This is a genomic window from Micromonospora sp. NPDC000442 (genome assembly GCF_042898635.1).
GTDB lineage: Bacteria > Actinomycetota > Actinomycetes > Mycobacteriales > Micromonosporaceae > Micromonospora.
Genome location: NZ_JBIAYZ010000035.1, coordinates 1 through 20905 on the forward strand (window position 1 = coordinate 1; position 20905 = coordinate 20905).

The window sequence follows — 20905 nt, forward strand, 5'->3', positions numbered from 1 at the left end:
CGGCGGTGGCACGCCCCCCGCCGGGCCCCCGGGGGGCCCCCCCCCCCCGCGCGCCCCCCCCCCGGGGGGGGGCGGGCCCCGGGGGGCCCCGCCCACCGCCGTTTGTCGGGCAACGGCAGCTGCACCCAGTGCCCGTACGCCTGGCCGAACACCAAGACGACCCGACGCGCCTGACCGGAGCGTGGTTTCGTCGGGCACGAATCCGTACCGCATCGGCTTGTTTTTCAGCGACCTCACAGGCCCACTCGATAGGGTGCGCTGGTCCGCGTCCGCTCCCAATGTGGAGTTCGGGCACCAGACCCCGCAGGAGTACCGATGGTCTTCAAGAAGATGCTGAGCGCGTTGGGCGTGGGCGGTCCCAGTGTGGACACCGTCCTCGCCAACCCGAACACCCGGCCCGGACTGGCACTCGACGGTCAGGTCAACCTGCTCGGTGGGGACGCTGCGGCGGACATCGAACAGATCGCCATCGGTCTGGTCACCCGGGTCGAGATCGGTGAGCAGGCCGGCGTGATGGAGTTCCACCGCCAGGTGGTCAGCGGGCCGCTCCAACTCGCGCCGAAGCAGGCGCTGTCCATCCCGTTCCAGCTGCCGCTGCCCTGGGAGACCCCGATCACCGCGGTCTACGGCCAGCGTCTGCACGGCATGTCGCTGGGGCTGCGTACCGAGCTGGCGATCGCCCGCGCGGTCGACAAGGGCGACCTGGACGAGATCAACGTGCACCCGCTGCCGGTGCAGGAGCGCATCCTTGAGGCGTTCCTCCAGCTCGGCTTCCGGTTCAAGAAGGCCGACCTGGAGCGCGGCCTGATCCACGGGGTGCAGCAGACCCTGCCGTTCTACCAGGAGATCGAGTTCTTCGCCGCGCCGCAGTACGCGCAGACCATCAACGAACTCGAGCTGACCTTCGTCACCAGCCCACACGGCGTCGACGTGGTGCTGGAGTGCGACAAGCGCGGTGGCTTCCTGGCACCCGGCCACGACGTCTTCGGCCGCTACCAGGTGGCGCACACCGACGCGGAGCGCTCCGACTGGGTGCAGGTGGTCGACGGCTGGTTGCAGGAGACGATCGGCCGCTTCGGTGCCCTGCGCACCCAGGCATTCGGCCCGCACGGCTACGGCGGCGCGCAGAAGTTCGGCCACCCGCACCAGCGCCGGGGTTCCGGCATGGGTGGGGTGGTGGCCGGCGCTGCGCTGGGTGCCGCCGGTGGCATGCTCGCCGGCCACATGATCGGTAACGCCTTCGAGGGCGCCGAGGACGAGGTGACCGACGCCGCCGGTGACTTCGGTGGCGACTTCGGTGGCGGCGACTTCGGCGGCTTCGAGGAGTTCTAGGCCAACGCCGCTGGGCGCCGGCTGAGGTCCGCCAGCCGGCCACGGTCGGACGAGGCGGCCTGGACACGACGGGACGGTGGCCCTTCGGGAGAAATCCCGAAGGGCCACCGTGCGTACGCGGGCCGGTCACGGCCTCGCCTGTGCGGGGTCACCGCCCCCGCTTACGCTCCTCGCCGGAACGCTTCGGGCTACCGGCCTTGGCCAGACCACGGCTACCCAGGTAACCGAGGGTCAGCAGGGTGATGAAGAACCACGCCTGGCCGGGGTTGTTCAGGTTCAGCCCGTAGTCGGTGGTGCCACGCCAGAAGGCGGCGATGACCACGGCGGTGACGGCAGCCGCGTAGATCCAGAACTCGGTGGTCAGGAACGACTGCTTCGTCTCCGTACCCGGTGCCGGCGCCGGCTCCCGGTGCCCGTCGTGCATCATCGGCATCTGACGGGTGGGTGCCTCCTGCATGGCCGCGCGGTTCTGCACGTCCTGCGCCGGGCGGTTCATCGGCCTGGTAGATGCAGCCTGCGTGCTCATCTGTCCTCCTCAGGATTGATGAGTCGTAACCTGCGACCCTCGCCCCGCTACCGCGTGTCGGCCACGGCACGGTTCGCGCGCTTGGCGGGGGCACCCCGGGTCTACCCCTCCAGCCGGGGCAGTAACGCAAGCCCGGACCGCGATTCCCGCCTTTGTGGCCGTGCCGTGCGGCTCACGCGGGCGGGCGGCTTACGCGGGCGGGCGGCTTACGCGGGCGGGCGGCTTACGCGGGCGGCGCACAGGGCGCGCCGCCCGCGCCGAGACTCACCGCAGGCCGTTGCGGATTGCCACGCCGACAAGCAGATCCGGGTCGTCGGTGATGATGCCGTCGACGCCGAGGTCGATCACCCGTTGCATCACCGCCGCGTCGTTGACGGTGTACGGGATCACCTTCAGGCCGTACCGGGTCTGCAGGGTGCGTACGTCCGGTCCGTGGAAGTACCTCGGGTCCTGCCGCAGGTACCAGTCCGGGTTAATGACCGAACCCTGCGCCGGGTCGTGCACCTGCCAGTTCGCCGACACGGTGGAAGCGCCGGCTGCCCGGGTGAGCTTGCCCAGGTCCCGGTGCTTCCACCAGTCCAGTCCAGCGGTCCACGGGCTCTTGACCGACCGGTCGCCGTACACCGCTCGCAGCGAGCACTCGTCGGCCAGCCCGGCACACTCCGCCGGCCCGTACTGCCACACCAGGGCGACCGTCTCGATGCGCCGGTCCAGGTGCCGGGCGTAGGTGATGGTGCGCCAGTCGAAGGACTGGATGGTGACCCGGCTGGTGAGGCCGGCGCGCTGCACGGCGGTCACCAGCTTGCGGGTGAAGCTGCGGTACGGCTCGGTGTCGTCCACCAATGGGCTGATCTTCGTCTCGATGTTGAACCGGATGTCCGTCCGGCCGCTGGCCTTCACCAGCGCGAAGACCTCCTCCAGGGTGGGGATCCGGGCACCGGGGACGGGCACCTGGTCGGGCAGGTCGGCGGCCGTCTTCGTACCACAGTCGAGGGTCTTGAGCTGCGCGAGACTCAGCCGGTGCACCAGCTTGCCCACGTACGGGAACTGCGGGTCGTGCGGCCGTACCGGTGCGGTGTCGAGGCAGTGCGACCCGTTGACGGTGCGGTCGTGCAGCACGACCAGCCTGCCATCGGAGGTCACGCCGGTGTCCAGTTCCAGCGTGGAGATCGCCGGGTTGGCCAGCGCGTTGGCGAAGGCGGGCAGGGTGTTCTCGGGTCGGGTCGCCCGGCCGCCGCGGTGTGCCTGGATGTCGAACGGCGAGGCGTACGCCCGGGGCAGCCGGTAGCCGCGCTGCGTGAGCAGCGTGCGCAGCCGGTCCGGGTAGTCGGTGATGATGCCGTCCACCCCGTCGTCGATCAGCTTGGCCATCGTCGGTACGTCGTTCACCGTCCACGGGATCACCGTGATGCCGTTGCGGTGCGCGTGGGTCACCAACTCCCGCGTCACGTACGGCCGGTAGCCGGGGTCGGTGACGGTGCCGTTCTGCGGAAAGCCGTGCACCGGTGAGAAGGCGGTGACGCCCAGGCTGCGGATCGCCCGGATCGGGTCGCCGCCGAAGTCGTCGATGTCCAGCCCACCCAGCCACGGGGAGGCGCCCGGTTGCCCGACCTGGAGGAAGTCGTAGTTGGTAAGCGCCACCAGCGGCAGCCGCGGCTCCACCTGACGCATCCGCTTCAGCGCGCCCCAGTCGAAGCTCTGGATCGTCACCTGCCGCAGCAGCCCGGCGGCCCGGATCTCCTTCGCGGTGACCTGGACGAACTGTTCCCGTGGCGCGGTTTCGCTCGGCGCTCCCGCCTCCACCTTGGTCTCGACGTTTAGCGTCACGTCGTCCGCCCGGTACCGCTTCACCAGAGCGAAGACCTCACTCAGCAGCGGCATCCGAGCGCCAGGCACGGCGAGTTGCCCCGGCCGGTCCGGCAGCGTACGCGAGCCACAGTCGAGGGTGCGTACCTGCGCCAGGGTCAACGTGTTGACGTACTTCCCGACGTACGGGAACTCGGGGTCATGGGGGACGACCGGGGTGGTGTCGGAGCACTTCGCGGCGCTGACCCGCCGGTCGTGGGTGACCACGGCCCGTCCGTCCTCGGTGATCTGGACGTCCAGTTCGAGGGTGCTCACCCCGAGCTGAAGGGCGTTGCCGAACGACGCGAGGCTGCTCTCCACCCGCAGCCCGAGTCCGCCGCGGTGGGCCTGTAGGTCGAAGTCCCGGTCTGGCCGCGGGCGTGCCGCGGCGGGCGCCGCCAGCATGGTCGTCACGATCGTCGCGGCCAGGGCCGCGACGGCGGTACGGCGTACGATGCGCACGCTGTCCTCTCCCTCCTGCGGGGATCTCCCGCCGAATCCGCTGCACAGCATCGGCAGCCGGCGAGGCGGGCAGGCAAGCGCAGTGCGACGGCTCGGTGAACCGGCGGTGCGGGTTTGCCGCGCCGGTCACCGGGCACGCACCCAGACCGACCCTTCTGCGAGGTGATGGATCGTGCGTGAGGACGAGATGCGACAAGACGCCGCCCGCCGGGCCGAGGAGCGGATCGCCGGCGGCGTGTACGGCGAAGGCGCCCTGGACGAGGTGACCGTGCCGCCGACCGATGTGGAGAGCCAGTTGCAGCGTGAGGACCCGGACGACCCGGCCGACGTGCCGATCGACCCGAACGTGCTGCGCGACGGCGGGCCGACGCGCGGCCAGGGCGCGATCACCACGACCGGCGGCACCGCCGGGCCGGCGAGCGCCCGACGGGTGGCCCGCCAGCCGGAGCGTCACCGGGGCAAGGTGGCCCCCACGACGACCGGTGACGCCACCACCGGCGGCATGAGCACCCCGGCCGGCGGCCCAACCAGTGACCAGTCCACCCCCACCACCCACCAAGGCAACTTCGAATAACCCCCACCCCACCCACCCACCCACCCGGTCGATCATGAAGTTGTTGCCTGCCGCCGTCGGCGTGTCGGGCAATAACTTCATGATCAACCGGGTGGGCGGGTGGGGTGGGGGTGGGGGTCAGGGGTGGGGGTCAGGGGTGGGGGTCAGGGGTGGGGGTGGGGGGTTTAGTGGGGGTGGGTGAGCGGGTTAGGGGTGGGTGGGGGTGAGGGTGGTTAGGTTTTGGGTGGCTCGGGTTAGGGCTACGTAGAGGTCGTTGCGGCCTCGGGGGGACTCGGCGCTGATGCGGGCCGGGTCGACCACGATGACGGAGTCGAATTCGAGGCCCTTGGCCTCGGCGACGGTCAGCACCACCACCCGACTCTCCAGCTCGGGGTGCTCACCGACGGCCGCCTCGGGCAGTGCCGCCGTCAGCGCGGAACCGAGGTCGTCGAGCCGGCCGGCCGGGACGATCACCCCGAGCCGCCCGTCGGTCAGCCCGGCCGCCTCGGCCGTGGCGACCGCCACCAGCTCCGTGACGAGCGACTCCGCCGGCACCGACCGCTGCTGCGGCGGGAAGCCGCTGGAGCGTACGGCGCGGGGCGGGCGCAGCGCCGGATCGATCTCGGCCAGTACCTCCGCCGCCACCGCCATGATCTCGGCAGGGGTGCGGTAGCTGACGGTCAGCTCGGTCAGCCGCCACCGGTCCGCCACGTACGGCGCCAGCGCCTCGGCCCACGACGGCGTGCCGGCCAGCGCACCGGTCTGCGCCACGTCACCCACGATGGTCATCGAACGGCTCGGGCAGCGGCGCATCAGCAGCCGCCAGGCCAGCGGCGACAACTCCTGCGCCTCGTCGACGATGACGTGCCCGAACGCCCAACCACGGTCGGCCGCCGCGCGCTGGGCGGTGGTCAGCCGATCCGCCTCCTCCTGCCGTTCCAGCAGCCGGTCGGCGTCGAGCAGGTCGGTCACGCCGAGGATCTCGCCGCCCTCGGCCTCGTCCTCCACGTCGATCGAGCGCGAACCCCGGGCGATCTCCAGCACGCCCTCGGCGTACTCGCGTTGCAGGGCGCGGATCCGGTCCCGGCGGGCGGCGGCGGCCCGGTCGTCCTCGCCGAGCAGCTCCGCCGCCTCGTCCAGCAGGGGCACGTCCGCCGGTGTCCAGCCGCCCGGCTCGCGGTGCAGCGCGGCCCGCTCCGCGTCGCTGAGCATGGGCGCGGCGGCGTCGATGCGCTCGGGTGCGGCGTACAGGTCGGCGAGCAGGCGCTGCGGCGTGAGCACCGGCCACAGCTCGTCCAGGGTGGCCCGTACCTCCGGCTCCTCGCGCAGTTCGCGGCGGATCTCGGCGCGGTCGGCCTCTTCGAGCAGGTTCTCCCCGCCCAGCGGGTCGGCACCGATGCGTTCGGCCACCTGGTCGGCGAGCGCGTGAATGACCTCGATGTCGAAGACGGCGCGGGCCAGGTTGTGCGGCCGGCCGCTGCGCCGGGCCCGGTCGCGCGCCGCGTGCACGGTAGCCGGGTCGAGGACGAGGACCTCCCGCTGCGGCAGCTCGATCTCCACCGGCTCGTCGGGCACCCGCTGCCGATCGCGTACGGCGTTGGCCAGCACCTCGACCATAGTCAGGCGCCCCTTCAGGGCGGCGGTGGTGGCCGGCTCGGCCCGGTGGGCGCTGACGCCCGGGAAGAGATCGCCCTGGGTACGCAGCAGCACGCCCGTCTCGGCCAGCGCGGGCAGCACCTGCGAGATGTAACGCAGGAACGTCACGTTCGGGCCGACCAGCAGCACACCCCGGGTCGACAGTTCCCGCCGGTGGGTGTAGAGCAGGTACGCGGCCCGGTGCAGCGCCACCGCGGTCTTGCCGGTGCCCGGCCCGCCCTGGACCACCAGCACGCCCGGCAGGTCGGCCCGGATGATCCGGTCCTGCTCGGCCTGGATGGTCTCCACGATGTCGCGCATCCGGCCGGTCCGTCCGGCGTTGAGCGCGGCCAGCAGCGACGCCTCGCCGGTCAGCTCCTCGTGGGCGGTGGGGGAGGCGGTGGCCAGGTCGAGCACCTCGTCGTTGACGCCGACCACCTTCCGTTGCCGGGTGCGCAGGTGCCGGCGTCGCCGGATGCCCTGCGGATTTGCGGCGGTGGCGAGGTAGAAGGCGCGGGCGGCCGGGGCACGCCAGTCCATCAGCAGCGGCTCGTAGTCACCTTCGGTGTCGAAGATGCCGATCCGACCGATGTAGTGGCGCTTGTCGCTGTCGGTGTCCAGCCGGCCGAAGCAGAGGCCGTTCTCCACCGCCGAGAACTGCTCGACCTGGTCGGCGTACATGCGTACCGAGCTGTCGCGTTGTGAGCGGGCCTGCAACGTGCCGCCGGTGGCGCGTAGTTGCTCGGTCAACCGGGTCGCTGCCTGGTCACGCAGGTCGTCGAGGCGCTGGTAGAGCATCGAGACGTACTCCTGCTCGCGGCCGATCTCGTCGTCGGACGGCGAACCGCCGGAGTGCCTTGACAATCCGTCTCCCGATTAGCTAGAATTCGCGTTCAGGACGGCTTCCATAAGCCGTTCTTTTTTGTGCCTGAACTGCCAAAGATAGCGCGCTCCGATGGTCAGCGGCGCTCGGTGCAGACCTCGTCGGAGCGGGCGACGGTGTCGGTGGACCAGGCGACCGCGACCGTGAAGCAGTAGTCGAGACTGCGGTTGAGCCCGTAGACGACGAAGCTGTCGCTGCCGGCGGGCAGATCCGCGAAGGGGTTCTGCGGCTGGCCGTCCCGACCGCCCGAGACGATCACCGGCCCCTCCGCCCCGGCCGGGTACGACCACCGCAACGTCACACTGTCCCGGTTGTCGCGCAGCGACAGCCCGGTCGGCGCGGCACCGGGGGAGGCGGGGGGAGGATCTTCGCCGGCCGTGGGCGTGGTTGCCGGGGGTACCGCGCCGCTCGGGTCACCGCTTGCCGCCGGTGGCGCCGGATCGCCGCCGCCGACCCGGGACACCCCGGCGATGACCGCCGCGGCACCGAGCAGCACCACGAGGACTCCGGCCGCGACGATCAGCACCAGCCGGTTCGGCTGGGCGTCCGACGTCGGTACGGCGGTGCGGCGTACCGGCACCGGCAGCAGGCGTGACGGTGGCCCGGGGCGTTCCGGCTCGACCCGGCGCAGCCGGTACACCCCGGGGGCCTGTGGCGTACCGGTCAGCCCGACCACGCTCGGCGGTACCGCACCGCCCGCCGGTGGCGGTGGCTCCGGATACGGGCCGCCGCCCGCCGGTGGTGGTGGCTCGGGGTACGGGTTCGGACCGGGCTGCTCGGTCACCGGCCCGGCCCACCAGTCCTCGGGCGGCCCGGCCGGGCCGTCGACCGGCTGCCGAGGCGTGGGCACGGCTGAGGTGGCACCGGTTGCCGACGAAGCGGCCGGCGGGTACCCGTGGCTCGGGTGGTACCCCTCTGCCGGATGTTCCTCCCCACCGGCGTGGCGAGCCACCCGCCACGGCTGATCGTCCTCCTCCGGGGTCGCCGCCCAGGACGCCGGGGCCGGCTCGTTGTCCGGCGTCGTCCGGGTCGGCTCGTTCGGTACGGGTTCTGCCGATGCGGCGCTCCACGCCGGGGGCCAGCTGTCCTGCGGGGATGCGGTGGATCCGGCCTCGTGGTCGGGCCAGCCGGCCGGGCCCGTCCCGGTCACGGCGGTGTCGGGCCAGTCCGCCGGGGCTTCCGGCCCGGCGGCCGGGCCCGTCCCGGCCGGCGGGGGTGCCGCCGAGGCGGGCGCGTCGTCGTCGGGCAGGCGCGGGTGCGGCCAGGTCGGCGCGGGTGGGATGTCGTCGGCCGGCGGGGTACGGGCGGACGGAACGACCGGTTCCTCCACGCTGACCGGCGGGTTGTCGGCGCAGACGTGGGCCGGGTTGGCCGCGGCCCGGGCCAGCGTGGCCACCTGGGCGGCCAGCGGGTCGTCGGCAGGGAGGTGCTGGCGGGCCAGTTCGCGGGCCAGGGCGAGATTGTCCTGCGCCTCGGCGAACTGGCCGCAGTCGCGCTGCATCGAGCCGAGCCGGGCCAGCATCTTGATCCCGCTCGGGTGCCCGTCGCCGTAGACCTCGCGGTGCAGCTCCCACGCGTCCTGGAGCCGGTCGCGGGCGACCTGGCACTGACCTCGGGCGTACTCCACGGTGGCCAGATCGGCGTGGGCGGCGAGCACCCGCAGCGACTCCGGTCCGTCCGACGCGGTCAGCTCGATGATCACTTCCTGGTACAGCCGCGCCGCCCGCGACCAGCTGCCCACCCGGTGCAGCACCGCCGCCAGGGTGGCCGCGGCGGCCACCGTACGCGGATCGGAGCGGCCGTACAGCCGGGAGCTGGCGGCGTACGCGTAGGCGGCCCAGCCCCGTGCCGAGTGCGGCTCGCCGAGCGCGACCAGCACCCGCGCGTGCAGGCTGGCCGCCTCGGCCAACTCGGACGTGGCGTTGGCCGGGCGCGGGTCGGCGCCGGTCAGCGCGTCGGCGAGCAGCCGTTGGGCGCCGGCGAGATCGCCGGCGGAGACCAGGTCGTGCGCCTGATCAGTCAGTTCACCGAAGCCGGAGGGCACGCCCCATCGTGCTCATTCGACGACGTTTAGTACAAGACCCGCGCCGGAGTGGTTCGGTCAGGATCCGGTCACGCTCGCCTCAGGCGTTCGGCCAACACCTCGCTGATCCGGCGCAACTGCTCCACCTGCGCCGGGCTGAGGGCGTCGAACAGGTGTCGGCGTACCCCCTCGACGTGGCCGGGCGCCGCGGCGGCCAGCTTCGCGAAACCCTCGTCGGTGAGGTGGGCGATCTGGCCCCGCCGGTCGGTGGGGCAGTCCTCGCGACGCACCCAGCCGGCCGCCTCCAGGCGTGCCACCGCATGGGACAGCCGGCTGCGCGAGGAGCCGCTGGACTCGGCCAACTCGCTCATCCGCAGGCGACGTCCGGGTGCCTCGGAGAGCCGTACCAGGATCTCGTAGTAGGCGTGCGGCATGCCAGCGTCGCGTTGCAACTCGCGGTCGAGCGTGTCCATCAGCGCCCGGGAGGCGGTCAGGAACGCCCGCCAGGTGCGTTGTTCGTCCGGGTCCAGCCAGCGGGTCATGACCAGCATCATAGCCTGATAGTTTAACTCTCAACTAAAGCGGGCTAGCCTTGGCGCATGGGAATCCATCGCCTCAACCACGCCGTCCTCTACGTCAGTGACCTCGACCGCAGCGTCGCCTTCTACCGCGACGTGCTGGGCTTTTGCCGGGTACCGATGACCCCGGAGGGCTTCCGCGGTGCCGCCTTCCTGCAGGCGCCGGGCTCCACCAACGACCACGACCTCGGCCTGTTCGAGATCGGCGCGAACGCCGGACGGTCGACCGCCGGCCGGGCCACCGTCGGCCTCTACCACCTGGCCTGGGAGGTGGACACCCTCGACGAACTGGCCACCACCGCCCGCCGGCTGACCGGGGCGGGCGCGCTGGTCGGCACCTCCGACCACGGCACCACGAAGAGCCTCTACGGTCAGGACCCGGACGGGCTGGAGTTCGAGGTGGTCTGGCTGGTGCCCGCCGACCGGCTCGACGAGGCCACCCTCGCCGCCCGGACCCGGATCGGTCGCCTCGACCTGAACGCCGAGATCCAGCGCTACGGCGGGGACACCCGGGGTGGCGTCGGCATCTCGGTCCCGGTGTGACACGCCGTCCAGTCGGGGCCGGCGTGACCGGTTGCGGTAGAACGACAGGATGCCGACCGAAGCCGTAGGGCACGCGCCGTTCCTCCGACACCTGGACAGGTGGCTGCCGGCCGCGCTGCGCCGCGCCCGGCGGGCCACCGTCGCCCTCGGGTACGACGGCAGCGCCCCGAGCCTGGCCGAGCAGACCGTACGCCTGGCCGGCGAGCACGCCGCGCGGCTGCGCGGCTGCCGGCTCACCGTCCTCGTGCTGGCCGAGGGCACCGAGGAACTACCGGCCCGGCTCGGTGCCGCCGAGGCCGGGCTGCCGTCCGAGGTCGCCGTACACCTGATGCCCGGCCCGCCGACCCGGCTGCCGGTGGCCCTGCGGGCGGCCGGTGCCGCGGGCGCGCCGGTGCTGTCCTACCTGGAGGCGGATGATCCGGTGGCGCTGACCGCCGCCGCGGCCGGCCGGTCCGCCGAGGCGTTCGTGGTCGCCGCGGCGGCGACCGCCCTGCGAGCGGGACTGATCGACGCCGGGTTCGCGCTGGCCACCGAGGTCGAGCTGGTCGACGCCGACCGGCGGCTCGGCTTCGGCACCGGATCGGACCGCAGCCTGGAGGAGCTGAAGGAAGCCCTGTGGGCGAGCGGGTTGCGGTTCCGCGACCCGTACGGCGAGCCGCTGTCGCCCGCACTCCCAGTGGATCCGGCTCCACTGGGCCGCGCCCTGCTGGCCGAGCTGACCCGGCACGGCCCCCGCACGGTCACCGAGCTGCGCCGGTACGCGGTGACGGAGACCGCCTACCAGGCGGCGGACGCGGTTCGGGCACTGAACGCCCTGCTCGACACCGGCCAGGTGACCCGCACCCCACAGGACGGTCGGCTCGGCGGCGACGTGCTTGTCACACCCGCTCGGGCAGGCGCGTGACCGGCGGGAAGCCGATCAGCGGAAAACAAAGCCGGGGCGCCGGGGATGCCGGCGCCCCGCTGAACGTCGGGATCTCAGGACTTGTCCTGCTTCCAGTGCAGCGGCCCCGGCAGGTCGACGCGGTGTGCCTTGGCCCGCGAGTTCCAGGACCACCGACCGAGCTTGAAGCTCCAGGACGAGAAGCCGTTCTGCGTGAAGTGCAGGATCAGCGGCCCGAACTTCTTGCGCTTACGCAACATCACACCCATTGTGGGGCTCCCTTCGAGACTTCCCGTGCGAGCTCGAAGATGCCCGTTGCGTCGATTCGCCAAACCAGGCCCTCTCCGCAGTGGAGTATCAGTCGCTCGGCCGGTCGACGAACAACACCCGGGTGGTGCTGCCGTTGGGCTCGGCGACATCGCGTTCGTGACCGAAACCGAGGCGAGCCAGCAGGACCAGTGACGCCGTATTCTGCTCGTCCACGGTGGCGTAGACCCGGGACAGTCCGAGGGATGCGAAACCGTACCGGAGAAGCTCTCGGACCAACTCCGTGCCCAGACCGCCGCCCCACGCCGACCTCGCCAAGGCGTACACGATCTCGTGACCGGACACCTGGTCGGTCCGCTTGATCTCGGCGTGCCCGACGAACCGGCCAGCGCTGCGGATCGCCCACACGTCGAACAGGTCATCGGCGTAGACCTTGCTGAACACCCGCTCGAACAGCGCCTCGGCCGCAGCCGGGGCAAGCGGCCCGTCACCCATGAACCGTCCGACCTCGGCGTCGGTGAACAGCGCGACGAAGTCGTCCCGGTCCGTCGGCCGGTACGGCTCCAGTAGTAGTCGCTCGGTGCGCAGGGTGGGAGTGGGCATCAGCGGGGTTCCCAGGCGTCCGGCAACTCGGTCAGGCGGCGGACGTGGGGCGGCAGCCGGCCCTCGACCAGATCGGCCAGGCTCACCTCGTCGACCACCCGGCGCAGTGCGGCCCGGACCGCGACCCAGAACTGCGGCAGGTGGACGGCCACCCCTTCGTACCGTGTCTCCTCTGGACGCAGGCCGCGTACCCCGGCCAACGGGCCCTCCGCCGCCCGCAGCACCGCGCCGACGGTCACCTCGCCGGGCGGTCGGGCCAGCGCGTAGCCGCCTTCCGCGCCGCGCTGGGCCCGGACGATGCCGGCCCGGCGCAGGTCGGCGAGGACCGCCTCCAGGAACTTGCGGGGCATGTCCTGCTCGGCGGAGATGGCCTGGGCGGACAGCAGCGCCGGGTACGTGGCGGCGAGGCTCAGTGTCGCCCGTATCGCGTAGTCGCCACGCGCGGAGATCTGCACCCCGTCATCATGCCCAATGCGCGGCGGCCGGTGCCGCATCGAGCCTGCCGGATCGCCGGTGGCGCGTCACGTGCGCCGCGCTGTCACGCCCGACGGACGTCGATGCGGACGTCGACGGGTGGGCGGGGGCGCACCATCGGTGCCGGCGCGGGCCGCTCGCGGACGGCCCGGAACGCGCCCGGGCTCATGCCGACCTCGCGGGTGAAGAACCGGCCGAAGTTTGTCGGTTCGGTGAAGCCGAGCTGTCGGCCGATCCGGGCGATCGGCTCGTCGGTGGCCGCCAGCAACCGGCTGGCCTGGAGCGCGACCCGCTCGTCCACCACCTGCTTGGCGCTGCGCCCGGTGACCGCCAGGCAGGCCCGGGTGAGGGTACGCACCGAGCAGCCCAGCCGGTCGGCGTAGTCCTCGACCCGGCGGGTGGCCTGGTAACCATGCTCCACCTCGCGGCACAGCCGCCGGAAGGTCTCCTCCTCGGGCCGTGACGTCCGCCCCGCACCGGAGGGCAGCATGCTCAACCGCAGCAGCAGCACGCTCAGTTGATGGCGCAACAGGTTGCGGGCGGCCCGGGTGTCCCGGTGCCGGCTGGCGTCCACGGTCAGCTGGCTGACCTCGTTGATGATCGCGTCCTCGTCCTCGCCGGCGAGCTGGAACCAGATCGGCACGTCGTCGACGTCGACGTCGAGCCCGTGCAGCGCCTCCGGATGCCAGCGGACCACCGTGGCATCCAGCTGGGGCAGGGCACAGCGCAGCACCTGGCCGGGGCGGATCCGCAGCAGCGTGCCCGGCCGGCAGGGCAGGGCACGGAAATCCACCTCGGCGAGCCCGTGACCACTTGTGGTCAGCACGATCAGCTCGCGGTCCAGCAGCACCGGTCGTCGCCACCCGGAGTCGGGCGCGAGATCACCGAGGGTGACCGTGTCGATCTCGGCTGGGCTGGCGGCAGCGTCGGGCAGCGCGGTGGCTAGGTGACCGGAAGGGACCATCACCTGCGACGTTAGCCCGAGCCCGGCCCGTACGCATCCCTCGCCACCCGGGTATCGCGGGTCGCGGCGTGGTGGACGGACACCCGTACGCACGGGGTTGTTCCCGACGCGGCGGGACGGTTAGGTTACTGATCGGTAGTGACCTGGTCGTCGTGGCGCCCCGAGCGGTCCGTGACGGCGGCCCCGACACCGGCTGCCCCCAGGCCGGGTACCCAAGGGGATGGCATGAAGGATCTGTTCTCCGTCGACGGCAAGACCGTCCTGGTCACCGGCGGCTCACGGGGCATCGGCCTGATGATCGCCCGGGGCTTCGTCGCCGCCGGGGCGCACGTCATCATCTCCTCCCGCAAGGCCGACGTCTGTGAGGCGGTGGCCAAGGATCTGGCCGCGCACGGCCGCTGCGAGGCGATCCCCGCCGACCTGGGCCGGGACGAGGGCGCGCAGCACCTCGCCGCCGCGGTCCAGGACCGGGTCGACAAGCTGGACGTGTTGGTCAACAACGCCGGTGCCACCTGGGGCGCGCCGTTGGAGAGCTACCCGGAGAGCGCGTTCGACAAGCTGTGGGCGGTGAACGTGAAGTCCGTCTTCCGGCTGACCACCGCGCTGCTGCCGGCCCTGCGGGCGGCAGCGAACGCCGACGACCCGGCGCGCGTGATCAACATCGGCTCCATCGACGGCATCCGGGTGCCGATGATGGAGGTGTACGCGTACTCGGCCACCAAGGCGGCGGTGCACATGCTGACCCGCAGCCTGGCCCACCAACTGGCCGGTGAGCAGATCACCGTCAACGCGATCGCCCCCGGGCCGTTCGAGAGCAAGATGATGGCGTTCGCACTGGACGACCCGGGTTCCCGCTCCGCCATCGAGGCCCAGGTCCCACTCGGCCGCATCGGCCGCCCCGAGGACATGGCCGGCACCGCCATCTACCTCGCCTCAAAAGCCGGTGCCTACCTCACCGGAGCGGTAATCCCCGTAGACGGCGGCCTAACCACCCACGGCTGACCACCCCACCCCCACCCCTCCCACGGCGACCCTTGCCCCCGCCCTCCCACGGCGACCCTTGCCCCCGCCCTCCCACGGCGACCCTTGCCCCCGCCCTCCCACGGCGATCTTGCAGTTCTGGTCGGTGCATATGCCACAAGAGCCGCATAGCGACGACCGAAAGTGCAAGATCGCGGAGGAGGGTGTGGGGGGATGGGCGGGGGCCGCGCGAACTCGGCAGATTCGCGCGGCCCCGGTTTCGGTCTGTCAGCGACCGGCGAGCAGCCGGTTCACCGCGGTGTCGACGTCCAGGTGCTCGGCCTCCCGGCCGCGCGGGACGACGACGTAGGTCCGCCGCAGGAAGCGCACCAGCACGCTGCGCGGCACCTCGAACAGGGCGTTGCCGTCCGGCGACGACAGCGCCAGCGCGACGAAATCGCCGCGCGGGGTGGCCCAGGGCCAGACCCGTACGTCCCCGATGCCCGCCGGCTCGTCCAGTCCGGTGACCAGCAGTTCGCGGGCGAAGGACCAACTCACCGCCTCGCCGCCAGCCGATTCCGCATGGAACAGGACATGGACCGCATACGGGTCAGCAGGGTCGTAGCGCAGACTGGCGCGCACCGGCAAGGCGGTGGCGTCAGGTGCGACGAGCCTTAGCGACGTCTCGACCTCTACGGTCGTCGGTCGGATGACACTCATGAACGTTCTCCCCCCGGCACCGCTGCGGAACGCGCGTGTCCCGCTTTTCCCATACTCAGCCGCTACTCCTGGCTACGCTCCGCCATGCGCTGACTTCACCCAGTGGTGGGAAGGGGGTCGGAAGGGCCTCGTGAATGTGAAAATTCATGTAGGATTTCCGATTCTGCCCAGTGGGTTCATCCTGCCCGGCATCGGGTTTGTTGAGTCGTCGACTTACTCCGGTAACGTCCAGTCGGCGGTTGCAGTGACGGGCCCGCGCCACACTGGGGCGTGAAATGGTCGCGGACGTCATCCTCAGTGGATGCGGCGACCGGGCGAGACCCGTCGAACGTCGCGGTCCGCACAGCCGAACAGCGGGGGTACGGGGTGCCGAAGAAGCGGAGAAGCCGGCACGGTCGGTCAGTGATCGACCGCGGTCGGGTAGGTGAGCGCGGCGCGGCGGCTGTCCGAGTGCGTAACGGACGTGGCTACCCGGGGGGAAGTCGGGATAGATCGACCGGGAAGGGGCATCGTGGGGAGATGACCGGTGGTGCGCAGCGCGAGAGGGGTGGTGTCGCCGTGTCCGAGCGACGCGACCCGGCGGCGTGGCGGCAACGGATATCCACCACCCTCGCCCTGATCCGAGCCAACCCCACCGGCCGAATCGCACTGAAGATCATCTTTGGAGTGCTCGGTGCCCTCGTGGTCACCATCGGTATCGCACTCATTCCGCTGCCCGGCCCCGGCTGGCTGCTGGTGATCGCCGGCCTCGGCATCTGGGCCGTGGAGTTCCACTGGGCCAAACGCCTGCTCGCCTTCACCCGCCGCCACGTCCACGGCTGGACGGCCTGGGTGAAGAAACAATCACTTCCCGTACGCCTGGTGATCGGCTCCGTCGGCCTCGTCTTCGTCGGCGCCGTCGCCCTGCTGTCGATCAAGTACAGCCTCGGCATCGACGTGATCGCCCAGGTGCTGCACTACCTCGCGACCCACTGACCCCGGGTTCGCGGTCCGCGCGCCGGATCGGGTAGAGTCATCCGCGCTGAGGGCGATTAGCTCAGCGGGAGAGCGCTTCGTTCACACCGAAGAGGTCACTGGTTCGATCCCAGTATCGCCCACCATCAATATACGCAGGTCAGAAGCTCGTTGCCGGATGGGTCGGTAACGAGCTTCTTGGCTTTGACCCCTTAAATTGGGAGCAGGTTGGGAGCAGGCTGGCGATGACGCCGGCCGGGCCCCCGGCCCGCCATTCCGGGGGCCGACGACCGCGTGGTCGCTGTCGAGATCGTCAGAGCAGGATCCGGAATCCCGAGGCCCGGACGGGTCGGTTCTGGGACCGGTGGGCGTCGCGGAGATTCTTCTAACCGCCATTGACCTGCAGGCACTGTCGACCTTGTCCCACATTGGAGGTCGGGACACCGCTGAGTGCCCGCAGGCCTGCCACCCGATGGCAATGCCGGCAGCCACCCGAGGTCTTCGAATGGATCGACGACTTCTCTCGCTGGTGCGGCCAACGGCCTTCGTCTTCCTCAACCCCGCCAAGACCGACAAGGCCTGCTCGCGGATGGAGCCGCCCACGAACGCGGACACCTACTCCTGCACCACGACGCCGAGCCCGGCAGCCAGGTCCTGGAACGCGAGGTCACCGCGCTCGCCGCCGAGTCCTCGCCCCAGCACGCTCCTGGCCGACAACTGGCACCCTGGCTCGACTTCGAACTCGGACGCCGCCGGGCATCAGCCTCAAAGCCCTCGTCTACCGGTGCCGGGACAACTCCACCACGACACTGTCGCCAGCAAGATCCAAAAAGGCGATGCGACGTCGGGTAAGCGCCACCGCCGAGCAGTGCGGGATGGTTGCCGGGCAGGTTGGCTCGCGGTGGCTGCGGCGTGGTCCCTCGTCGAGTGGCGACCGCTGGACGCATGCTCCTAAAGATTGTCGATGCCGAGTGCGTCATGTCCGGCGCTGCCGGGTCTGCCGTCATGGGTGGCGGGACCGCGCCTTGGGGCCGGAGTGCCCACCGAGGTGACGGCCGCCCCGGGAAAGGTCTCGCCTACGGAAGGAGGTTCCTGGTGCCGTAAGTGTCCCACCACTCGGGCTGGTGCGTGCACAGGGTTCCGGTGGTGCGGGTGAGTAGGAGCCAGTTGCCGTTCAGGATCAGCGCGGCGTCCTCGGCGCGGCCGGCGAGCACACGGCCAACGGCCGCAACCATGTCAGGTATCGCCCGATCTGAGGGGTCCTGCTTTGACATGGAGAAGACGACGTTGATGTACGTGTCGGGCTCCCATTCCCATCTGGAGCCATCGTCGTCTTCGGCGTCGAAGTAGCCGTTGCTGCCGCCGTAGGCGCTGACCGTGTACCCGAAGTGGTGCTTGAGGTCCGCACCGAGCAACCGGGGGTAGCCCGACAGAGTCGACTCCTCGACACCCTCCGGAGCGGCAAGGGCGGCCACCTGCTCCAACGGGATATCGCCCGCGTTGCCGGGGCCCCGGCTCGTGTGGGCCACCTCTGGACTGGCCTGGATCATCGAATCCTTCGACAACGGTGGAGGGCCACGCGGGCGTCCACGGTCACAAAACGCTGGTGGGATGGTGGACCCGAGAGTCCTTTCATTAGGTTGCGGCGTGGTCGTGGCGGGCTTGCCCGTATTTCTGATGTCGTCTCCAGGGGTTGGTGCCTATGACTGTCTACTGCGGAATAGATTGGGCCGAGGAACACCATGACGTTGCCATCGTCGACGACAGCGGCGTGTTGGTCGCACGCCTGAGAATCGCTGATGACGCGGTCGGCTACCGGCAGTTGATCGACCTGTTCGCTGACGCTGGTGACAACCCGCAACAGCCGATCCCCGTGGCGATCGAAACCTCTCGGGGCTTGTTGGTGGCCTGCCTGCGGGCGACCGGTCGACAGGTCTACGCGATCAACCCGGTCGCGGTCGCTCGTTATCGAGACCGATACACCGTCTCACGTACCAAGTCCGACCATGTCGACGCGGTGGTCCTGGCCAACATTCTGCGCACCGACATGACCATGCACCGGCCGCTGCCCGACGACTCCGAACTGGTCCAGGCAATCGCGGTCCTCGCACGGGCGCAACAAGACGCCGTATGGGACCGCACCCAGGCCCACAACAAGCTGCGCTCACTGCTACGCGAGTACTACCCGACATCTCTGCAGGCCTTCCGCGACACCCGCGGCGGTATCACCCGACCCGAAGCCCGCGCCGTGCTCGCCGCAGCCCCCACTCCGACCCAGGTCCGTGGCGACGGTCGTTGACGGTGGCGAACCGTTCTCATTCCCGCGCGTACTGGCCGACCTCGCCGGGCGCGGCATCGGTCGGCTCCTGGTCGAGGGCGGCAGTAGCGTACACACCGCACTGCTGACGGCAGATCTTGCCGACGAGCTGCGCCTTGTCGTGGCGCCCTTCTTCGTCGGCGAGGCCGACGCTCCCCGGTTCGTGAACCCGGGGCCGTTCTCATGGACATCAACGAGCCGGGCCCGCCTTGCCGAGGTACGACAGGTCGGGGACGTCGTGTTCCAGCGTTACGCCCTCTCCGACCGCTTCACCTCGATTGACTGAACGCCGTCCGTCGATTCCGACTCGCCGCTGTTGAGGGCGGTTGACCGCGTACCGGACATCGCGGGGAGGTCATCGCCAACGCTGCGGTCCGCCAGACATACGCCTCACCGGCATAGGCGGGTTCGGCGCACCGGAAGCGGCGCCGCTTGAACGGCGTGCGCAGATGCACGGACGCACTGGTACCTCCTTATCGACGAAGGGTCACGTCCGCGCTGGTCTGCGTATCGGTAAGGCCGGGGACGCGGGCGGTGCCGAGGATGGCCGAAGCTGTCAGGTCGGCAGAAGGTTGTCAATCGAGCGCACGCGAGATCCGTGCCCGTGGCGAGCGCGCTGTCGCCACGCTCGAACCTGGAAGATCGTGACCAAGCGGGATGAGGAGGATTTCGGGGAGGATGGTTTCGTGCTTCCTGATGAGGCTGTCCGCGTCACCGTGTCGGCTGCCGCAGTGGCAGGTGTACCGGCTGATGACGCGCAGGTAGTCCGGGTCGGTGAGAACGGCGTGGTCGTATTGCCCGGCGCAGAAGCGCTGGCCCGGGTGGTGCCCGGTGGTGAAGCGGGTCGTGACGTGGGGCAGGAGATCGCGGTCCCCTTCTGGCTGGCGTCGCAGGATGTTCCGGTTGTGCGGCCCGTCCGGTCGGAGCCAATCCTCGTCGGCCCCTACGTGGTCTCGTTCTGGGAGTATCTGGCAGGTGCCGGAGCTGCTGATCTGGTGACGCTGGCCCGGTGTCTGCATCAGCTGCACCGTGTTCAGCAGCCGGGCGGGCTGCTGCCTCGTCTGTCACCGTTCTCCAGGTTCAATGAGCAGATGATGACGGGCGCGGCCCTGAACGCTGCCGATCGAGCGTTTTTGTGCGATTTTCGCGATCGCCTCGCGGCACGGTGGAAGCAGGCGCCCTTCGAGTTGGGGGAGGCGGTTCTGCACGGTGACGCGCACATGGAGAACCTTCTCGTCACGTCCGACGGTAGGCATGCCTTCGTCGACTTGGAAGCCGTCTGTGTCGGACCGCCGGAGTGGGATTTGACCCTCAGCGCCCTCTACTACGAGTGCGGCTGGTTCACCGAAGATCAGTACATTCAGTTCGCCGAGACGTACGGCTACGACGTGCGGCTCAGTCCTGGCTGGCCAGTATTGCGGGAGATTGCCGGAGCCGTTGCGGACGACGACAAGGGTCAGGCCGTTGGCAGGGCGCAGATGCAGCGGCGGCCACAGCCGAGTAAAAGCCGGCAGAAGAGACTTCGTGAGGCAGCGTCTGCGCCGTCTGGTTGATGTATTCCGGGGGTTGGGAGCCTCTGGTCGTGGGGAACCGAGGCGCCCAGCACGGCGAACCTGTTGTTCGCATCGGCGTTGGCCCGCGCGGCCAAGGCCGCGCAAGTCGGTTAGCCGACCTCCGAGATTAGGGAGCACGTTGGGAGCAGATGGGTGCTCGGAACACCGTTGAACAGCGCCCAACGGCACTGAACGGCACTCAACTGCACCCACCCCGACCTGCGGGTTTCTGTTTCCGCAGGTCAGAGTCGGTGCGGCGTCCCGCTTCACACGGAGTGCTCCACGATTTTGGACGGCAGTCGACAGCGCTCTATGTCTCCTGGTAGGGGAGTATGCGCAGGTCACGGCGGTAAGGAGCTGCTGGATCGGCTGGCCTTGCAAGTGGGAGCAGATCGGGTGCAGGTTGGCGAAGTGGTCACCGCGCCCGAAGTGCTCACCGGCTCTGGCCAGCCCCGAGGCTCTGACCTGCGGCGATGTGGGCCAGCGGCCTGGCGTGACCTCCCAGAGAACACCGAAGTGGTCACGGTTCGCTGCTCCCTGTCTGGATGGCGCCGGCTGTGGTCCCCGGCCCCACTGACGCCCATTCACGAGGGCGGTGTTCCATCGATGCACGGCTCTGGGTGCCGTCGTGATGGCGGCGGTCTGGATCCCGGGAAATGGGACTCGAATCCCACCGCCAACCTTCTGAACAGGGCTTCCTGCTCGGTGACGTCTTCGGCGAGCCCGAAGGCGTCGACCTTCGAAGGGTTCAGGTCATCACCCTGGGATGCACGCTCGCTCATGCCGAAATCAGTGCGTCCGATCTTGGGGCGGTCGAGGGATGATTAGCC

The 20905-nt window shown here is 70.4% G+C and carries 19 protein-coding genes, 1 tRNA gene and 2 pseudogenes; 11 read left to right on the plus strand and 11 right to left on the minus strand.

Annotated features, from left to right (window positions below):
• The first annotated feature begins 315 nt into the window (after positions 1-315).
• Positions 316-1332, plus strand: coding sequence for a sporulation protein (locus ACFY2A_RS29465; RefSeq protein ID WP_387176470.1), 1017 nt, complete (start codon positions 316-318; stop codon positions 1330-1332).
• A 148-nt stretch (positions 1333-1480) separates the two neighbouring features.
• Here ACFY2A_RS29465 and ACFY2A_RS29470 read toward each other — a convergent pair whose 3' ends face one another.
• Entirely contained in the window at positions 1481-1858 is a 378-nt protein-coding gene (locus tag ACFY2A_RS29470) for a hypothetical protein (RefSeq protein WP_387176472.1), read from the minus strand.
• A gap of 264 nt (positions 1859-2122) precedes the next feature.
• Complete coding sequence (locus ACFY2A_RS29475; RefSeq protein WP_387176474.1) at positions 2123-4165, minus strand: glycerophosphodiester phosphodiesterase family protein; 2043 nt, start codon at positions 4163-4165, stop codon at positions 2123-2125.
• A gap of 172 nt (positions 4166-4337) precedes the next feature.
• On the opposite strand from ACFY2A_RS29475, the gene ACFY2A_RS29480 reads away from it, so the two are divergent.
• Entirely contained in the window at positions 4338-4739 is a 402-nt protein-coding gene (locus tag ACFY2A_RS29480) for a hypothetical protein (RefSeq protein ID WP_363917548.1), read from the plus strand.
• Between the two features lie 186 nt (positions 4740-4925).
• Here the strand turns inward: ACFY2A_RS29480 and ACFY2A_RS29485 are convergent, their stop codons facing one another.
• From ACFY2A_RS29485 to ACFY2A_RS29495, 3 genes are all read right to left on the minus strand, one after another.
• Positions 4926-7151: a HelD family protein gene (locus tag ACFY2A_RS29485; RefSeq protein WP_387176525.1), complete on the minus strand. Its 2226-nt coding sequence runs from the start codon at positions 7149-7151 to the stop codon at positions 4926-4928.
• A gap of 161 nt (positions 7152-7312) precedes the next feature.
• A complete protein-coding gene (locus tag ACFY2A_RS29490) occupies positions 7313-9280 on the minus strand; it encodes a tetratricopeptide repeat protein (RefSeq protein ID WP_387176476.1) in 1968 nt (655 codons plus the stop codon).
• Between the two features lie 68 nt (positions 9281-9348).
• The gene (locus ACFY2A_RS29495) at positions 9349-9810 is read right to left on the minus strand and encodes a MarR family transcriptional regulator (RefSeq protein WP_363917719.1); all 462 of its coding nucleotides are present in this window, start codon (positions 9808-9810) and stop codon (positions 9349-9351) included.
• Positions 9811-9858: 48 nt separating this feature from the next.
• On the opposite strand from ACFY2A_RS29495, the gene ACFY2A_RS29500 reads away from it, so the two are divergent.
• Together ACFY2A_RS29500 and ACFY2A_RS29505 are read left to right on the plus strand one after the other, a co-directional pair.
• Positions 9859-10380 carry a VOC family protein gene (locus tag ACFY2A_RS29500; protein ID WP_387176478.1) on the plus strand — a complete coding sequence of 174 codons (522 nt, stop codon included), beginning with the start codon at positions 9859-9861 and terminating at the stop codon, positions 10378-10380.
• A 49-nt stretch (positions 10381-10429) separates the two neighbouring features.
• Positions 10430-11284 carry a hypothetical protein gene (locus tag ACFY2A_RS29505; RefSeq protein WP_387176480.1) on the plus strand — a complete coding sequence of 285 codons (855 nt, stop codon included), beginning with the start codon at positions 10430-10432 and terminating at the stop codon, positions 11282-11284.
• A 74-nt stretch (positions 11285-11358) separates the two neighbouring features.
• Here the strand turns inward: ACFY2A_RS29505 and ACFY2A_RS29510 are convergent, their stop codons facing one another.
• The 4 genes from ACFY2A_RS29510 to ACFY2A_RS29525 all read right to left on the minus strand — a co-directional run bounded on the left by ACFY2A_RS29510 (position 11359) and on the right by ACFY2A_RS29525 (position 13571).
• Complete coding sequence (locus ACFY2A_RS29510) at positions 11359-11532, minus strand: DUF4236 domain-containing protein (protein ID WP_363917558.1); 174 nt, start codon at positions 11530-11532, stop codon at positions 11359-11361.
• Between the two features lie 88 nt (positions 11533-11620).
• Positions 11621-12133 (minus strand): GNAT family N-acetyltransferase, encoded by a 513-nt coding sequence (locus ACFY2A_RS29515; RefSeq protein ID WP_363917560.1) that lies wholly within the window; start codon positions 12131-12133, stop codon positions 11621-11623.
• Positions 12133-12588 carry an Rrf2 family transcriptional regulator gene (locus tag ACFY2A_RS29520; protein WP_363917562.1) on the minus strand — a complete coding sequence of 152 codons (456 nt, stop codon included), beginning with the start codon at positions 12586-12588 and terminating at the stop codon, positions 12133-12135. The genes ACFY2A_RS29515 and ACFY2A_RS29520 overlap by 1 nt, the downstream gene beginning before the upstream one ends.
• 83 nt (positions 12589-12671) lie before the next feature.
• Entirely contained in the window at positions 12672-13571 is a 900-nt protein-coding gene (locus ACFY2A_RS29525) for a helix-turn-helix transcriptional regulator (protein ID WP_387176483.1), read from the minus strand.
• 225 nt (positions 13572-13796) lie between these two features.
• Between ACFY2A_RS29525 and ACFY2A_RS29530 the strand changes: the two genes are divergently transcribed.
• A complete protein-coding gene (locus ACFY2A_RS29530) occupies positions 13797-14573 on the plus strand; it encodes a glucose 1-dehydrogenase (RefSeq protein WP_387176485.1) in 777 nt (258 codons plus the stop codon).
• 246 nt (positions 14574-14819) lie between these two features.
• Here ACFY2A_RS29530 and ACFY2A_RS29535 read toward each other — a convergent pair whose 3' ends face one another.
• A complete protein-coding gene (locus ACFY2A_RS29535) occupies positions 14820-15251 on the minus strand; it encodes an SsgA family sporulation/cell division regulator (RefSeq protein ID WP_007457244.1) in 432 nt (143 codons plus the stop codon).
• A 297-nt stretch (positions 15252-15548) separates the two neighbouring features.
• On the opposite strand from ACFY2A_RS29535, the gene ACFY2A_RS29540 reads away from it, so the two are divergent.
• Both ACFY2A_RS29540 and ACFY2A_RS29545 read left to right on the plus strand, forming a co-directional pair.
• A complete protein-coding gene (locus tag ACFY2A_RS29540) occupies positions 15549-16226 on the plus strand; it encodes a TIGR02611 family protein (RefSeq protein WP_387176487.1) in 678 nt (225 codons plus the stop codon).
• A 50-nt stretch (positions 16227-16276) separates the two neighbouring features.
• A tRNA-Val gene (locus ACFY2A_RS29545) sits at positions 16277-16351 on the plus strand.
• Positions 16352-17281: 930 nt separating this feature from the next.
• On the opposite strand, the gene ACFY2A_RS29550 is transcribed toward ACFY2A_RS29545, so the two are convergent.
• A complete protein-coding gene (locus ACFY2A_RS29550; protein ID WP_387176489.1) occupies positions 17282-17755 on the minus strand; it encodes a SitI3 family protein in 474 nt (157 codons plus the stop codon).
• A gap of 152 nt (positions 17756-17907) precedes the next feature.
• On the opposite strand from ACFY2A_RS29550, the pseudogene ACFY2A_RS29555 reads away from it, so the two are divergent.
• The 4 genes and pseudogenes from ACFY2A_RS29555 to ACFY2A_RS29570 all read left to right on the plus strand — a co-directional run.
• Positions 17908-18483: pseudogene (locus ACFY2A_RS29555) on the plus strand (IS110 family transposase); the annotation flags it as partial.
• Between the two features lie 4 nt (positions 18484-18487).
• Positions 18488-18808 (plus strand): annotated as a pseudogene (locus tag ACFY2A_RS29560) (RibD family protein); the annotation flags it as partial.
• A 358-nt stretch (positions 18809-19166) separates the two neighbouring features.
• The gene (locus ACFY2A_RS29565) at positions 19167-20075 is read left to right on the plus strand and encodes a phosphotransferase family protein (protein ID WP_387176491.1); all 909 of its coding nucleotides are present in this window, start codon (positions 19167-19169) and stop codon (positions 20073-20075) included.
• Positions 20076-20731: 656 nt separating this feature from the next.
• A complete protein-coding gene (locus ACFY2A_RS29570) occupies positions 20732-20899 on the plus strand; it encodes a hypothetical protein (RefSeq protein WP_387176493.1) in 168 nt (55 codons plus the stop codon).
• The last annotated feature ends 6 nt before the right edge of the window (positions 20900-20905 follow it).

Coding starts and splice junctions, on each gene's coding strand:
- ACFY2A_RS29525 (WP_387176483.1), bottom strand. CDS start 13,571: ATGGTCCCTTCCGGTCACCTAGCCACCGCGCTGCCCGACGCTGCCGCC.
- ACFY2A_RS29505 (WP_387176480.1), top strand. CDS start 10,430: ATGCCGACCGAAGCCGTAGGGCACGCGCCGTTCCTCCGACACCTGGAC.
- ACFY2A_RS29465 (WP_387176470.1), top strand. CDS start 316: ATGGTCTTCAAGAAGATGCTGAGCGCGTTGGGCGTGGGCGGTCCCAGT.
- ACFY2A_RS29570 (WP_387176493.1), top strand. CDS start 20,732: ATGGGACTCGAATCCCACCGCCAACCTTCTGAACAGGGCTTCCTGCTC.
- ACFY2A_RS29500 (WP_387176478.1), top strand. CDS start 9,859: ATGGGAATCCATCGCCTCAACCACGCCGTCCTCTACGTCAGTGACCTC.
- ACFY2A_RS29485 (WP_387176525.1), bottom strand. CDS start 7,151: ATGCTCTACCAGCGCCTCGACGACCTGCGTGACCAGGCAGCGACCCGG.
- ACFY2A_RS29470 (WP_387176472.1), bottom strand. CDS start 1,858: ATGAGCACGCAGGCTGCATCTACCAGGCCGATGAACCGCCCGGCGCAG.
- ACFY2A_RS29550 (WP_387176489.1), bottom strand. CDS start 17,755: ATGATCCAGGCCAGTCCAGAGGTGGCCCACACGAGCCGGGGCCCCGGC.
- ACFY2A_RS29510 (WP_363917558.1), bottom strand. CDS start 11,532: ATGGGTGTGATGTTGCGTAAGCGCAAGAAGTTCGGGCCGCTGATCCTG.
- ACFY2A_RS29515 (WP_363917560.1), bottom strand. CDS start 12,133: ATGCCCACTCCCACCCTGCGCACCGAGCGACTACTACTGGAGCCGTAC.
- ACFY2A_RS29495 (WP_363917719.1), bottom strand. CDS start 9,810: ATGCTGGTCATGACCCGCTGGCTGGACCCGGACGAACAACGCACCTGG.
- ACFY2A_RS29535 (WP_007457244.1), bottom strand. CDS start 15,251: ATGAGTGTCATCCGACCGACGACCGTAGAGGTCGAGACGTCGCTAAGG.
- ACFY2A_RS29530 (WP_387176485.1), top strand. CDS start 13,797: ATGAAGGATCTGTTCTCCGTCGACGGCAAGACCGTCCTGGTCACCGGC.